Here is a 15,580-nt window from a genome sequence, read left to right as displayed (position 1 = left end):
TCAAAGAGAAGCTCCGCTGTTCGTATTGTGACATTGTAGCCAGATACAAAAGGGGAAACGCGTAGTTTTCACCATATGCCTGATTGAGCGGGATATAAACGCTTTTGTTTACGTTGTTCCTCCAGTAAGTGCATCATCTGTTGTTGAACGCTTCTGGTCTGCTGCGTTGCAAATGCGGGATGGGCAAGGTTACATGCTTCCAAAGGGTCGTTGGTTAGGTTATACAATTCAAATTCGTCACGATCCGGTTTTGTTTTGACCTGTGTAGCCCATTGAGAGTATTGTCCGCATGTATGATCACCCACGGGTCGCATAGTAACATCCTTCACCCCCGGTTGGCTCCAGAATTGAGTACTGTCAAAATAGCGGGTAAACTTCCACAACTCCTTCACACCCTCTCTCTGCAGGGTCGTAATGACAGTCTCGATATGATTGGGCTGAACAACAGACGGAAATGCCTCTCCCAGTATATTGATCTGCTGCTGGCCTCGGGTCACATCGTCGTCGGTCATAAAATAAACCGGCTGGTCAGCTATTTCACTTTGGTTCTGTCCTCGGATAACAGGAGTAAGATTACGTCCGACCAAGGGACGGGCTTCGCTGAAGCTGTTTTGCAGGCGGCTCTGGATCGCAGTAATATCAACATTCGCTAGTCCAAGCATGGTAGGCAGGAGATCCACGTGGTTTGTCAGGGTATGCTCGCTTTTATATTGAGGAAACAGATGTTTGTTATGGATAACTAAAGGTACATGCACAATCTCTTCGTAGGAACAGTAAAATTTTTGATGAAGATTGCCGTGAGCGCCTAGCAAATCTCCATGATCGGATGTAAAAATAACAATGGTATTATCGTAGAAAGAAGAACGGGTCAGTGCCTCAAATACCTTCAGCATCTGACGGTCTGCATTTTTTTGCAACTGGTAGTACAGCTTTCGGTAAAAGGGCTGATCAATAATGGGCTGTAACGCTCTAGGGTAAATATCCCTGTAGCTTGCCTGACAGCGCGGCTTTGTAGCCAGCCATTCGTTGATCGTCGGTGGAGGAGCGACCACTGGCATCGGCTCCACCTCAAATCCAAACATGGGCAACCGTGCAGTAATAGCACCATATAAAACAATATCATGCGGGTTCACAAATGAAGCTACGATTAACCAAGGCTTTGTATGGTTGTCATGTTCTTTCTGGCGGTCGAGGGCTTCGATTAGCTCAACGGTTTCTGCGGCATACACCTCATCTCTCCCACTTAAACCAACAGCGGCAGAGGAACCGGAATTTCGTGGGTTTCTCCCATGCGGCTCCGGACCGATCCACCCCGAAAAGCCAAAGTTATCCAAGCGATCGGCTTGCTCATATATGGCTTCCCGTTTTCTGTCGGGTACACCCGTCAGAGGACGATAGCTAGGGAGGGCTTTGTGCGTACCCGGGATGATAATATCCTCATCGGATATATGCCATTTTCCTTTATAATAAGTTTGGTATCCGGCTGCGCGAAAATAATCCCCCATCGTAGGCACCGTATTTCTATCCAGCCAGAACATATCGGAGTCGAATGCTCCCTTGGCCACCCCATCTGTCTGAGTTACACCATGGAGTGACGGATAATGGCCGGTAAACAAGGTTGTCCTGCTGGGGCTACATGCAGCACTTCCAATATAATGCCTGTGAAACTCCAGCCCGTGAGACCGCAAGAGTCCTTGTGTAATAAGATTTTGTCTGCTCCATTCTTTGATTTCCCGGTTTTCATAAACCGCAGGATACCGTTCCTCATCCACAAGGAGTATCAGAAAGTTAGGTTTTTCAAAGGGTCGGGGTGAAAATGAGCTATCGTTCATGTAATACACATCCTAGGTTGGTTTTTACCCTAAGATTATGTTGTAAAGCGCCGAAACAGTATCATTCGGAAAAGAAGTTCAGACATTCTGATATCTTAAAAAAGATGATATAATTAATACTAAACGGGAGCTGGTCATCATGGAATTACTTGATCCGCGAGTAGACTTTGTGTTTAAAAGGATTTTCGGTAGTGAGAATAATAAAGACGTTTTGCTGGCGTTTCTCAATCGTATATTCATGGAAGCTGGAGAAGCTCAATTAACCGAAATTATTTTAATGAATCCCTATACGGATAAGGACGATCCGCTCGACAAGCAGTCTATTTTTGATGTCTATGCCAAGACCGCAGAGGGCAAACTAATTGATATCGAAATGCAGCTTTTCAACAAATACGATATTGAGAAGCGGACGTTGTTCTATTGGAGTAAGCGATACGCGGGACAGCTTCATGAGGGCGAAAAATACCAGGAACTAAAAAAATGTGTGACCATTAACATCCTCAACTATTCTTTTTTACCTAACGATGAATACCACAATGTGTTTCATTTACGTGAGGATCGCACAGGGATATCACTTATTGATGATATTGAAGTACATTTTCTGGAACTGTTGAAGCTGGATGAGCAAACCGAATCCTTCGAAGAAGGAGGGCTTGTCAACTGGCTATTGTTTCTCAAAGGCGCAGATCCATCCAAATGGGAGGTTTTAAAAATGAATGAACCAGGATTGGAAAAAGCCATGGACACGCTGCAATTCTTGAGTCAGGATTCGGAAGCAAGACGACTGTATGAAGCCCGGCAGAAATACCTGCACGATGAAGCCTCAATGATCGATAGAGCAGAATCTATCGGTATGGCAAAAGGATTGGAGAAAGGATTAACCAAAGGTAAGGAAGATGAGAAAAAGAATATCGCCAAAAATATGCTTTCCATGGGTCTGGACATAAGTACCATCGCAAAGGCTACTGGATTAACTGAACAAGAAATTAAAACGATTCAATTATAGAAAATATTATCCAAATAATAGGAATGTTAATTGAATGAGAGTACCTTTAGGTTGGTGCTCTCTTTTTATTTAACCTGTAGTTATTTTAAAATGAGATAACATCCCCTTAATTCTAATAAAAATATATTAATTGACCAGCAAATACTCTATATATTTATACAGAGCGTCTATAGCCTCCACATTTAAACCTTGGAGCGTCCTTTTCTCCAAAAGTTTATTATTACTTCCTATAGAAATTCGGATATCTTCTGATCCTTCAGTTGTTTGCAACCAAAGCTCCAGCTCTGTATCCGGTGAGTTCTGTTTCCTCAACCCATCCAAACCCTGACGGGCCTCCAGACAAAGAATAACAACATCCGTATGAGCCATGGAGGCGATCCTATCACAATAGCATACAAGCTCCTCCATTCTATTTACAGTACGAGAAAAGCAAATGTATTCCATATCATGCAATACAGCTCTGGACTGATCCACTGCAACCCAACAATGATATCCATCCCGGACAAAAGACAATTTCAGCAAATGTAGAAAATAAAATATGTCCATTTCCCCGTCATAATAAATGGCTACAAACGGAAGCTCAAGAGATTTCCCTTCCTTAAACTTTTCCAGTTCTCCCTGTAGGTCGATCTTTCCATGCCATAAGCGCAAATGACGGGAGAAAAAGCCTGGCGTGGGAATACTGTACTGCCTTTCTCCTGCATAAACCACATGCTTACCGTACTGAATAGCCAACTGCCTCGCCTGCCGAAGGGTAACCGCATCCATGTGCCCCAATAAAATGAGAGTATCGGTTATACTCTGCGTTTGCTCTATGTATTTCCGTGAATTCAGTTCCACCAACGAAGGCATCTTCATGGTCATACCTGTATTGACCTGCTGCAAGGTTCTCGCTTCGGCCACATTGTACTCCAATCACATTGGTGAAGGAGGCAGGATAAGTGAGAAGACCACCGTTGTGTGCGGCACATACCATAATAAGCCCTGCGGCCGCAAACTCATTCACCACTTCCCGCAACATGCCTCGATCTCGAAAATCTGTACTTCCCAGACTGATATTGGCTACCTGCACCCTGTGCTTTACACACCAACGCAGAGCAGCACAAAGTTGAACAGCATTTCCTTTCCTGTGGTTCAATATTTTAACACTGCTTATCATCGCATCCGGAAAATACGTTTGTACAATACCTGCACATAATGTCCCATGATTTATCATGTACGTATTCTCTCGTTCGTCTCCCGAGGGCTTGTCTTGGGCAGCACTTTGAGATGTTTGGAAATGAACCGGCAATCATTGAGCTCTTGCTCAGTCCACACTCCCCCAGCCTCTACACGCTGTTCTTTCTCATCACTTTGATCATCTTTACGGGTAATCGGTTGTTCCTTCTGCACCGCCTCGGTAATATGCTCATTGACAGCTCCGGCCATATCCAGGATTTTGCTGTTAAGCCCCTCTGCCTTCTCTCGTAAGGCCGCAGATTTTGCAGGGTCGCTGTTCTCCCACCCCTTCGCCTCGCTTTGCAATGTGATTTGAGCCATTTTGGTTACTTTCGCCATCTTCAGCTCATTGTTTGCAGAGACAACACCATTCATCGTGTATGTGAAAAAACTCTGTTTTTGCTCTTCAGCTGTCTTGGGATTATATTTCTCTGCTTTCTCTGTCAGCCCCTTTTCAATCTCTTTTTTGCTCTCCTCGTCTGTACCTGAAACCTTGCGTCGCTCTTCAAGTGTCTGCTTCTGAATAGCCTCGTCCATCTGCTGAATCTGCTTATCCATTTCCTCAAGGTCAGCTTTTATATTCTCCGCACTGGCTCCTCGCTTGACCGCATTACTCAAGTAATCAGAACGCCTCTCAATCAGATTTTGTTTTTGCTCCATTAGTCGTTCAAGCACCTTGTTCTGCGGTCTTGCTATACTATTCCCTTCTGTTCGATCATTCTGAGCGGATCCCGAACGATTGTGATTTGCCGTAAAAGACGACGCTCGATGAGATGACGCAATGGATACATTCATCCCGAAACCTCCAATTCATACATTCATATCCTAAAAAAAGTTATTTCCATTATTATATCATCCATTGTTTACTATTTATTCAGGATTTTCACAAAATATTGACGATCCGCACCCTGTCACATCAATATTATTTGACTCATATGTAAATACAGGCCCCTGTGCAAACATACCAGCACTTCGGATGAACCAAACAAGAAACCAGATTTTATATGACACAACAAAACGGCGGAGTTCCTCGGTATTAAACCAAGAAACTCCGCCGTTGCTATGTGTAGCCTATAACCCACCGCTACAACTACTACTTAATGCCTGAAATCGTATAATTTTCGATAATATACTTTTGGAAAACAATGAATATGATCATGATCGGTACGACCATGAAGGTCGAACCTGCCATCTGGAGCGCGAACTGGCTCTCATTTTGACCTTTGAGCAACGACAGTCCCACGGACAACGTATACAGCTTCTCATCGTTCGCAATAATGAGCGGCCACAGGAAGCTGTTCCAACCGCCGATAAAGGTCAGAATGGCCTGTACTGCCAAAATCGGTGTTGAGATAGGCAGTACGATTTGCAGGAAAGTACGAAACTCCCCTGCACCATCAAGGCGCGTTGCCTCCAGCAGTTCTTCCGGAATATCGGACATGAACTGTCGGAACAGGAAGATGGCGAAGGCGCCTACCAAGCCAGGAAGTACAATCCCCATCATGGTGTTGGTTAATCCCATCTGGTTCAAAATCAAATACACAGGAATCATCGTCACCTGCCCCGGAACCATCATCGTGGCCAGCACCAAATAGAACAGGAAACCTTTACCTTTAAATTTGAATTTGGCAAAGCCGTAGCCTGCCATGGCGTTCAGGAATAATCCAAAAAAGGAAGCTAATACAATCACCAGTGTATTCGTCAGATAGGTGCCAAAAGCCATGCTATCAAATAGTGTTTTAAAATTGTCCAATGTGAAATGCTGCGGCCAGATGGTTGGAGGAATCTGGGTTACCTCGCTCTCCGTCTTAAAGGAGGATAAAATCATCCACGCAAAAGGCAGCACCATCAACAGACCTCCCACGGTCAGGAGAATCGCCACGAACCATTGAAATGTTTTTTCTCCACTGCGCGAATTGGCGCGGGCTTGCTGAACAGCTGTTTTCACGTTCATCACCTCTCTCTATCAGGACTCCGTTTTATTTTGCAAACGGAACTGAATCAGCGTCACCGCGATGATCGCAAAGAACAGAATGAACGATCCCGCCGCGGCATAACCGAATTTACTAAATTGGAAACCGTTATTGTATATAAACAGGGATGCTGATAGTGTGCCGTCAAGCGGTTTCCCTTTGGTCATGACGAACGGTTCCTCGAAAAATTGCAGCCAGCCGATCATCGTTGTAATGGACACGAAGAAAATAGCGTAGCGGAGCTGCGGAAGGGTAATATAACGAATTTGTTGCCATGTGTTGGCCCCGTCAAGCTGAGCCGCCTCATAGTAAGAACCCGGAATCCCTTTAATGGCAGCAATGAAAATAATCATATTTAAGCCTATTCCCCGCCAAACAGCCAATAAAATAAGCGAAATTTTCGCCATTGTAGGATCGGTCAGCCATGGAACAGGATCCAGATTCATCATGCCCAGTACATAGTTGAAAAGCCCGAGGGTCGGATTATACAAATAACTCCAGACCACCGCTACCGCCACCACGTTCGTTACGGACGGCAGATAGAACACCACGCGGAAAACTTTGAAAGCACGTGATTTACCCATGTTAATCAGGATTGCAATGCTGAGTGAAAACAACAGCACTAAAGGAACCCCGATGATGACGAAAAATAGAGTGTTCCCAATGGACTTTAGAAAAGAAGGGTCTATTAGCACATTCTTGTAATTTTCCAGTCCTATAAAGCGAATATTATCATAATTAACGAGTCCTGACAGATCCATATCTGTGAAGCTGATCACGAGTGCCAGTAAAATCGGCAACAGCGAAAACAGCGTCAGCAGAATGATGGAGGGACCGATAAACAAGTATGGCGCAAGCTTCTGCGAGCTTCCTTTCATGCCTTCACTCCCTTTGACAATGACGGATACGGATCATTATTTTTTCATAATACTTGCAGCTTGCTGGTTAAAGCCATCCATTTCCTTCTGTGCATCGGCTTGACCACGGTAAATGCGTTCGAAGCTCTTGATGAATTGCTGAGAAACCTCTTCCCATGCTGCCAGTTGCGGTAATGCTGCGGAATGATCGAGCTGCTTACGAATCGTTTGAAGCATCGGATCATTCTTCAGTTTTGCATCTTCCCATGACTTGGTAGCGGCAGGCAAGGTACTGGACAGCTCCATCCACTTCAGCTGCGTTTCCGGTTTACTCATGTAAGCCAGGAATTTGGCCGATTCCTCCGGGTGCTTGCTAAACTGCATAATCGAAAGGTTCGACCCTCCCAAAACAGACAGATTGTTTACTTTGCCAGGAAGCTCGGCTATATTCCATTTTCCATCCAGCTCAGGTGCTTTGCTCTTGATTTCTCTAATCATGAAAGGACCGCTGATAAACATAGGAACGATACCATCACCTTGCAATCCCTGAACGGAATCTATCCCAAGATCTAGGGCATTGGAGCCGTTTTGGAAAAAGGTGTTCAAATACTTCACAGCTTCAACAAACGGTGGCTGGTTGAACAGCGGATTGCCCTGCTCATCGATCAGCTTGGAGCCGTTCTGAAGAGCGAACATAAAGCCCAGAGACTGCTCCTTCGCATTAATGGCAATACCATATTTCCCTTTGCCACGCGCCGCCAGCTTTTGAGCAGCGTCAGAAAGTTCTTCCCACGTTTTAGGTGCTTCATTATATCCAACTTGCTTCAATAGATCTGAACGGTAGAACAAAACTTTCGTTTCAGTATACCAAGGAACGCCTACAGGTTTTCCCTCAAATTTTGCCGTATCCACAGCACCCGGGAAGAAATTCTTCGATTCCAGCTCAGGATATTTGCTGATATAAGGGGTGATGTCCGTCAATGCACCCGCAGATGCAAGTTCCGGAACCCATGATGTACCCAACTGAACCACATCCGGACCGGATTTGGAAGCAACTGCTGTCAGCAGCTTATCGTGAGCGTTATCCCAAGGCAGTGCCTGCACATCTACATGAATATCAGGATTTTCCTTTTCAAAATCCTTTGCAATCTCAGGCAGCAACTTACCTTCCGCCCCCATGCCCCATAGGGTAATCGTCGTTTTTCCATTTGCATCCTTGCCGGATGATTCATCCTTGGACGAACAGCCTGCCAACGCGCCCCCCAGTAATAAGGTGCTTGCCAAAATGATCCCTAACGTTCTTTTCATCATACAAATTCCTCCCGAGATGACCGGCTCACCGATCATTCAAATATGATAGCCGATTCGATTACACACGTTAAAGTATACAGTGTTTAAAGCCAACTAAAGCCTGCCAGATATAGAAAATATGCGGAAAGCGTAAGGACCATACTCATCAATAGAAACGTTTCGATAGTCATTATAAAACAAATTGAAACCGTATTCAATAGGGATATTATTTTTTATTCGTCTAGAATTATGCCCAATTTTCTTTCATTTCATCTATAAATCGTTATTTTCTCGGTAAAATGACCCTCCATTTCGATTTGACTCTCTATTTGAAAGCGTATATAATCCAACTGAGTTCAACAATAGAAACGTTTCGATTAATAATACGACAGGATACTAAGCTTTATGTAAAGTATTAGCCTATTCGTCGCTTCTTTGAATCATTCTTAACCAAAAAATCTCATGGATCTGAAAAAGAAAGCTGCAACCATAGCAGCTTACGGAGGATTATATGATGCAACAACAACTGAATTCCTATCTGCAAAATATGACGCTTGAAGAAAAAGTCGATCAACTGCTCCAACTCGTGGGAGTCTTTTTTGAGGATGCGGAAACGGACGGCCAAATTACCGGACCTATGGAATCTCTAGGGATCACAGAAAAAACGGTCCGTAACGTCGGATCGGTGCTAGGCATCGCAGGAGCCGAGGAAGCTATTCGTGTTCAACAAGCACATCTAAGCAAAAACCGTCTGGGCATTCCGCTTCTCATTATGGCAGACATTGTACATGGCTTCAAAACGATTTTTCCCATACCGTTGGCTATTGGCTGTTCATGGAATGTGCAGCTCGCAGAAGAGAGCGCTACCATTGCTGCCAGAGAAGCTTCTGTGTCCGGTGTTCATGTCACCTTTGCCCCGATGGTGGACTTGGTACGTGACCCACGTTGGGGCCGTATAATGGAATCTACAGGGGAAGACCCTTACCTCAACAGTGTATTTGCTCGCGCTTTCGTACGCGGCTTTCAAGGCAAAGACCTGACGAACGATACAGACCGGGTGGCGGCGTGCGTGAAGCATTTTGCCGCATACGGGGCAGGCGAAGGCGGACGGGATTACAATACCGTCGATCTGTCCGCATGGCAGTTGCGGGAATATTATCTCCCCTCCTACAAAGCTGCGCTAGATGAAGGCTGCGAAATGGTGATGACCTCCTTCAACACCGTAGAAGGTGTAGCTGCAACGGGCAACAAGCGCCTGATGCGCGATTTGCTTCGCGACGAGTGGGGCTTTGACGGTGTGCTCATCTCGGATTGGGCCGCCATCAAGGAGCTTATTCCCCACGGCATTGCCGAGGATGAGCGCGAGGCAGCACAGAAAGCACTGCTGGCGGGCGTAGACATTGAAATGATGACCTCCTGCTATAACGGGCATCTGCCTGAGCTGGTTCGCAGCGGGCAGCTGGATGAAGCGCTCGTCGATGAGGCGGTCATGCGTGTGTTGAAGCTTAAGCAAAAGCTGGGCTTGTTCGACAATCCGCTGCGTGGCGCAGACCCTGAGCGGGAACGTGAAGTCGTGTTCTGCGAAGCTCACCGTGCGGTTGCCAAGGAATTGGCGGTCAAATCATGCGTACTGCTCAAAAACGATTCCGTTCTTCCACTGAATCGCAGTCAGCATATCGCACTGATCGGGCCTTTTGCAGAGAGTGGTGATATCCTTGGCTCTTGGTCGTGGAGCGGTTCGCAAGAAGAAGCTGTTCAAGTCATTGACGGATTCAAATCGAAAATATCCTCCTCGCTGCTCTCGGTAGCGACTGGATGCTCTATAGACGAAATATCCGAAGAACAATATGCAAAAGCGCTGCAAGCTGCCAGCCAGGCAGAGGTCATCGTACTGGCGCTCGGCGAGCGCTCGGATATGAGTGGCGAAGCGGGCAGCCGCTCGGATATTCGCCTGCCACAAGCCCAACTGGAGCTGGTGAAACGCCTGAAAACGCTGAACAAGCCTATGGTAGCCGTGCTGTTCAACGGTCGTCCACTGGATCTGCACGGTGTTATTGAAGAAGCAGACGCCGTACTGGAAGCCTGGTTCCCCGGCGGTGAAGGCGGCGCGGCGATTGCCGATCTGCTGTACGGCGATGCCGAACCAACGGGTCGTCTGACGATGTCCTTCCCGCAATCGGTGGGGCAGGTGCCTGTGTACTATAATCATTTTAATACAGGACGTCCTCAGCTGGATCCAAATACAAAGGAACGCTACGTCTCCCAATACCTGGACGTACCGAACGAACCTTTATTCCCGTTTGGCTATGGCTTGAGCTATACGAAAGTAGACTATGATAGCGTACAGCTTTCCAGCGACACCCTCAATCCCGGTCAAGCACTGACCGTGAAGGTACGGGTAACGAACACAGGAACACGTCCTGTCGAGGAAACGGTTCAATTCTATGTCCGTGATATCAGCGGAGATACGGTTCGCCCGATGAAAGAGCTGAAAGATTTCCGCAAGGTTCTTCTTGCCCCGGGCGAAAGCCGGGAAGTGGAATTTTCATTGGCCGAGCCTCAACTGCGCTATCACCATGCAGACCTGAGCTTTGATAGTGACAGCGGTGAATTCGCCGTCTTTACAGGACCTAACAGCCGAGATACTACCGAAGGACGTTTTCGTTTAGTGAAAGAAACAGGAAAGTGAGGCGTACCCTTTGATGAATACAAGTCTGGATCAAAATATTTTGCTGCGGGTTGGAGACCTGTCCTTTACCTTCTTGAGCAGCGGTGATGTATATAAAATCGCCCATGGCTCAACCATGATCAATCAACTGCTGACCAATTCTGTCGACGGTTCCCTGAACAACCTGTACTTGCGACTGTACCGTCCGTCCGGTGTCAGCATCACTCCCCTGCTGGGAGTCCGTTCACCCGGAGTAGTACGACAAACGGATCAACAGATTATTTGGGAAGGCTTTACATCAGGTGTCGGCTATCAGGTGACATTCACGCTAAGTCGTCTTGGGGTATGGTTCTGGGATGTAACTCTACAGGGCGATGACGTGGAAGCTGATATCGTATACGGTCAGGATATCGGCATTGCAGATACAGCGGCTGTACGCAGTAATGAAGCTTATCTGTCTCAATATATCGACCATACCGTCTACCATGACGAACAAAGAGGCTATACGGTTTGCTCCCGTCAAAACCAGCCGCAAAGTCAAGCGTTCCCTTACATCCAGCAAGGCTCGTTGACCCGCAACGTCGGTTATTCGACGGACGGATTTCAATTCTTTGGGCTTTCGTACAAAGAAACGAACGAGCCGGAAGCACTGCACCGCGATTCGCTCGCCAATGAAGTGTACCAATACGAATTTGCTTATGCGGCGCTGCAATCCGAGCGGGTAAAGCTCGCCGGGGATGCACGCTTTACCTTTTACGGCCTGTTCCAGCCGAATCATCCGGCAGCCGTTACAAAGCTGGAGTACCAGGAACTGGTGACGAAAGCACGCGAAGAAGTAGCGACTATTATGGAAACTGCTTCCGAGACCGCCATCCCGGTGCACGCCACAGGTCATCTTCAGGCTGGGCGGGTGGCTCCAGCCCAGAACATCGGGGAGCCGCTGCGCACGCTGGATATGACCGCAGCCGAGCTGGATCAGCTCTTCCCGAAACGACAGGAAGAAGAACATGACGGCGACACGTTGCTTTCCTTTTTCACGGACAGCTATGAACATGTCGTACTCAAATCCAAAGAGCTTCGTGTAGAGCGTCCCCATGGGCATATTTTAATGGGCGGGCATTACGCGGGAGGTAAGGAAGAAACCATTACAACCACCTCCTATATGTACGGAGTGTTCAATTCCCAGCTTGTGATTGGCAACACGAATTTCAATAAAATGATCACAAACGCGCGTAATGCACTCAATATTCCCAAAACATCCGGTCAGCGTATCTATGTTGGAATCAGTGGGAAATACCGTCTGCTCACGATGCCTTCCCTGTTCGAGATTGGCTTTAACTATGTGCGCTGGTATTACAAAACTGCTGACGATACGCTCATCATTACAAACCATACTAACGCCGATACACCAGAAGTACAGCTTCACGTGCGCTCGGCAAGCGGCAAAGCTTATCCGTTCCTTGTTACTCAGCAAATGTCCATGCATGTGAACGAATATGAGCTTCCGTTTCATATGGAACGGGACGGTGAGGACCTGCTCTTCCGCGCAGACCAGGCTTCCCTGAGCGCTGAAACCTACCCGGACCTGTTGTACCGAATGCAGGTACAAGGCGCTCCGCTACAACAAGTGAGCGACGCTCACACACTGCTACAGGGTACAGCCTCCCCCGATGCATCTCTGGTCGTGCTGGAGCTGGGCGAGAGCAGCGAATGGACCTGCACCGTACAAGGCTGGCTGCATGGCAATCCGTCCGGAAAAGGTCAAGCACATGTGGAACGAGATGCCTCTTTCGAAGCTGAGCGCGAGCGCTATCGGCAATATTTTTCCGGGCTGATGAACGGCTTCCATCTGACGCGTAGCGGACATGAAACCAGCGAGCTGTTCCGTGTGAACGCGGTGGCCTGGTGGTATACCCACAATATGCTTGTCCACTATTCTGTGCCTCATGGTTTGGAACAATACGGTGGTGCAGCTTGGGGAACACGCGATGTATGTCAGGGGCCGGTGGAATATTTTTCAGCCGTACAAAAGTTTGACGAAGTCCGTTCCATTCTGCTGACCGTGTTCAGCCATCAGTACGAGGATAGCGGAAACTGGCCGCAATGGTTTATGTTCGACAACTATACTCGCGTTCAACAAGAAGAGAGCCACGGTGATATTATCGTCTGGCCGCTCAAGGTACTGGGAGATTATTTGACCGCTACCCGGGATTACAGTATTCTGGAAGAAAATGTACCCTACACCAACCGACATACTTTTGATTATACAAAACAAACCGCGACCCTCATGGAACACGCGATGAAGGAAATCGAATATATTCGAGCGAATTTCCTTCATGATACACATTTGTCCGCCTACGGCGACGGCGATTGGGATGACACGCTCCAGCCAGCCAACACTCAACTGAAGCAATACATGGCGAGCAGTTGGACCGTTGCACTCACCTATCAGGTGGTTCGCAACTTTGCTACTGCACTGGAGCAAGCCCCGGCAGGCGTCATAAGCGAAGCCGCCGAGATCGCACAGGAGCTGCACCAGATGGCCGAAGGCATCCGCAAGGACTTCAACCGCTACATGCTGGAGAGCGGTATTATCCCGGGCTTCGTGTATATGGAAGAACCCGGTCAGCCCAAGCTGATGCTCCATCCGTCCGATACGGAGACGGGGATTCACTACCGTTTGCTGCCGATGACACGCAGCATGATCAGCCAGTTGCTCACGCCGGAGCAAGCATTGGCTCATGAGCAGCTCATCCGCGAGCAATTCCTGTGCCCGGATGGCGTGCGTCTGATGAACCGCCCTGCACAGTACGATGGCGGTGTGAGTTCGCACTTCAAGCGCGCAGAGCAAGCGGCCAACTTCGGACGCGAGGTCGGGCTGCAATATGTGCATGCCCATATCCGCTTCGCGGAAGCCATGGCCAAGCTCGGTCGCAAAGATGACGCCTGGCACAGCCTGAAGCTCATCAACCCGGTTGGCATTCGAGCGTCCGTACCAAACGCCGAATGGCGTCAGAGCAACGCATATTTTAGCAGCTCGGACGGCAAATTTAATACCCGCTACGAAGCACAAGAGCGGTTTGGTGAACTGCGTGAAGGAGCCGTTCCAGTCAAAGGCGGCTGGAGAATCTACTCCAGTGGTCCAGGGATCTATATGAATCAGCTCATATCGAATGTCCTTGGTATCCGTCAGTCGGGCGAAGACCTGATCCTGGACCCTGTACTGCCGGATGATCTTGACGGACTGGAATTCGAATTTTCCTTTGCCGGTAAACCCGTTACCTTCGTCTACCGCATGCCGCAAGAGCATAGCAGTGATGAGCAAGGCCGCGCGGTATTGAACGGAACACCACTGGAAAGCGAGCCAGTCGATGACAATCGCTACCGTTCGGGTGCCCTGCGCATCAAGCGCAAGACTTTCGAGCTGGCATTAGCAGACCATGACGGTGTACACCGTCTGGAGATTAATTTATAAAGAGCATTTTTCTTAAATCCCAAGAGCGATTCTAAATCAGGTACAGGCAACAAAGCAATGGCGATCTTGCGGGATCGCCCTTTGCTGCTTATGTGTAGGAATACGACATTTGGAATAGATATGTGGTAAATAATGAATATACAATAGCAAGTATAAAACTGGCGAAAAGGAGGGAACGATGTGGTCAGCATTAAAGATATCGCCAAACAGGCGGGCGTTTCCATATCTACCGTTTCATACGCATTGAACGGCAGTGATAAGGTAACGGAAGAGACCTGCGCACGTATTTTAGCTATTGCCAAAGAGCTTAACTATGTGCCGAATGCCGCCGCGCGTAATCTCAAAAAAAGGGAAACCAAAATTATCGGCGTCTTCCTGACCGATTTCCGTGGAGACGTTTATGGAGATTTGTTGTACGGCATCAAGGAAATTTTGAACCGAAAAGACTATGACCTCATCGTATGCAGCGGCAAGCAGTCTCACCGAATGCTGCCGGAGCGCATGATTGATGGAGCCATCATACTGGATCAGACGTTCGATAGTCAGGAACTGCTGAATTACGCCGAGCGAGGGCATAAAATGGTCGTACTGGACCGTGAGCTGAATCATCCTAACATTAATCAGGTACTGCTGGATAACAAAGCAGGTGCCGCTCTCGCGGTAGAGCATCTGCTGGAAATGGGACACCACAAGCTGTACGTTGTCACCGGGCCGGACGGCTCTTATGATTCATGGCAGCGGATGCAGGCGGTCAAACAGACGATTGAGCGCAGCGGCACCGCCGAAATGATCGAGATTGGCGGCGATTTTGAAAAATCGGGCGGCGAACAGGCGGCCGAGATCATTTTACAGCAACATGTCAGCCCGGATTCTGAACCCGTCGCGGTATTCTGCCTCAATGATGAGATGGCAGTAGGCTTTTACAATCGAATGGCACAGTCGGAACTTACAATCGGCCAAGACATTCATATCGTTGGCTTTGATAATATCGAGCTGGCACAATATATTCAGCCCCGTCTGACGACCATTGATTACTCCAAACGTAAATGGGGCGCAGTAGCTGCCGAACAAGTTCTCAAAATCATAGCGGGGGAAGACGTGGAGCATGAACGGCTGTACGTTACGCTCATCCAAAGAGAATCAGCAGGCGCAGTATTAAGCACTCCAGATCAACAGAATACCTTATGACGAACACCATAGAAGCACGCCTAATCACACGCTATCCTGCAAAAAAAAGAACTTCCACTGCCCCGGAATACGG

At 47.8% G+C, this 15,580-nt stretch carries 11 protein-coding genes; 4 read left to right on the top strand and 7 right to left on the bottom strand.

Going from position 1 to position 15,580, the window contains the following annotated elements; genetic code table 11:
* Window positions 1–68 precede the first annotated feature (68 nt).
* Complete coding sequence (locus tag QD47_RS12720; RefSeq protein WP_044646479.1) at window positions 69–1,832, bottom strand: sulfatase-like hydrolase/transferase; 1,764 nt, start codon at window positions 1,830–1,832, stop codon at window positions 69–71.
* Between the two features lie 136 nt (window positions 1,833–1,968).
* On the opposite strand from QD47_RS12720, the gene QD47_RS12715 reads away from it, so the two are divergent.
* The gene (locus QD47_RS12715) at window positions 1,969–2,838 is read left to right on the top strand and encodes an Rpn family recombination-promoting nuclease/putative transposase (protein WP_082067174.1); all 870 of its coding nucleotides are present in this window, start codon (window positions 1,969–1,971) and stop codon (window positions 2,836–2,838) included.
* Window positions 2,839–2,964: 126 nt separating this feature from the next.
* On the opposite strand, the gene QD47_RS12710 is transcribed toward QD47_RS12715, so the two are convergent.
* From QD47_RS12710 to QD47_RS12685, 6 genes are all read right to left on the bottom strand, one after another.
* Complete coding sequence (locus QD47_RS12710) at window positions 2,965–3,573, bottom strand: hypothetical protein (protein WP_044646477.1); 609 nt, start codon at window positions 3,571–3,573, stop codon at window positions 2,965–2,967.
* The gene (locus tag QD47_RS12705) at window positions 3,554–4,054 is read right to left on the bottom strand and encodes a S8 family serine peptidase (protein ID WP_044646476.1); all 501 of its coding nucleotides are present in this window, start codon (window positions 4,052–4,054) and stop codon (window positions 3,554–3,556) included. The genes QD47_RS12710 and QD47_RS12705 overlap by 20 nt, the downstream gene beginning before the upstream one ends.
* Window positions 4,051–4,851: a hypothetical protein gene (locus QD47_RS12700; protein WP_044646475.1), complete on the bottom strand. Its 801-nt coding sequence runs from the start codon at window positions 4,849–4,851 to the stop codon at window positions 4,051–4,053. The genes QD47_RS12705 and QD47_RS12700 overlap by 4 nt, the downstream gene beginning before the upstream one ends.
* A 298-nt stretch (window positions 4,852–5,149) precedes the next feature.
* Window positions 5,150–6,004, bottom strand: coding sequence for a carbohydrate ABC transporter permease (locus tag QD47_RS12695; RefSeq protein ID WP_044646507.1), 855 nt, complete (start codon window positions 6,002–6,004; stop codon window positions 5,150–5,152).
* 18 nt (window positions 6,005–6,022) lie between these two features.
* A complete protein-coding gene (locus QD47_RS12690) occupies window positions 6,023–6,907 on the bottom strand; it encodes a carbohydrate ABC transporter permease (RefSeq protein ID WP_044646474.1) in 885 nt (294 codons plus the stop codon).
* 36 nt (window positions 6,908–6,943) lie between these two features.
* Entirely contained in the window at window positions 6,944–8,197 is a 1,254-nt protein-coding gene (locus QD47_RS12685; RefSeq protein ID WP_044646473.1) for an extracellular solute-binding protein, read from the bottom strand.
* Between the two features lie 493 nt (window positions 8,198–8,690).
* Here QD47_RS12685 and QD47_RS12680 point away from each other — a divergent pair, with 493 nt between their 5' ends.
* The 3 genes from QD47_RS12680 (at window position 8,691) to QD47_RS12670 (ending at window position 15,507) form a co-directional block, all read left to right on the top strand.
* On the top strand, window positions 8,691–10,865 hold the full coding sequence (locus tag QD47_RS12680; protein ID WP_082067173.1) for a glycoside hydrolase family 3 N-terminal domain-containing protein: 2,175 nt from the start codon (window positions 8,691–8,693) through the stop codon (window positions 10,863–10,865).
* Window positions 10,866–10,878: 13 nt separating this feature from the next.
* Window positions 10,879–14,319, top strand: coding sequence for a GH36-type glycosyl hydrolase domain-containing protein (locus QD47_RS12675; RefSeq protein WP_044646471.1), 3,441 nt, complete (start codon window positions 10,879–10,881; stop codon window positions 14,317–14,319).
* 180 nt (window positions 14,320–14,499) lie between these two features.
* Entirely contained in the window at window positions 14,500–15,507 is a 1,008-nt protein-coding gene (locus QD47_RS12670) for a LacI family DNA-binding transcriptional regulator (protein ID WP_044646470.1), read from the top strand.
* Window positions 15,508–15,580 lie beyond the last annotated feature (73 nt).

The sequence above is a fragment of the Paenibacillus terrae genome (genome assembly GCF_000943545.1).
GTDB lineage: Bacteria > Bacillota > Bacilli > Paenibacillales > Paenibacillaceae > Paenibacillus > Paenibacillus terrae_A.
Note: the sequence above shows the minus strand (reverse complement) of the source record. Positions and strands in the feature narration are given on the sequence as shown.

Excerpts from the sequence above, each read along its gene's own strand:
- QD47_RS12685 (WP_044646473.1), bottom strand. The coding sequence starts at position 8,197 with ATGATGAAAAGAACGTTAGGGATCATTTTGGCAAGCACCTTATTACTG.
- QD47_RS12680 (WP_082067173.1), top strand. The coding sequence starts at position 8,691 with ATGCAACAACAACTGAATTCCTATCTGCAAAATATGACGCTTGAAGAA.
- QD47_RS12700 (WP_044646475.1), bottom strand. The coding sequence starts at position 4,851 with ATGAATGTATCCATTGCGTCATCTCATCGAGCGTCGTCTTTTACGGCA.
- QD47_RS12705 (WP_044646476.1), bottom strand. The coding sequence starts at position 4,054 with ATGATAAATCATGGGACATTATGTGCAGGTATTGTACAAACGTATTTT.
- QD47_RS12720 (WP_044646479.1), bottom strand. The coding sequence starts at position 1,832 with ATGAACGATAGCTCATTTTCACCCCGACCCTTTGAAAAACCTAACTTT.
- QD47_RS12690 (WP_044646474.1), bottom strand. The coding sequence starts at position 6,907 with ATGAAAGGAAGCTCGCAGAAGCTTGCGCCATACTTGTTTATCGGTCCC.
- QD47_RS12675 (WP_044646471.1), top strand. The coding sequence starts at position 10,879 with ATGAATACAAGTCTGGATCAAAATATTTTGCTGCGGGTTGGAGACCTG.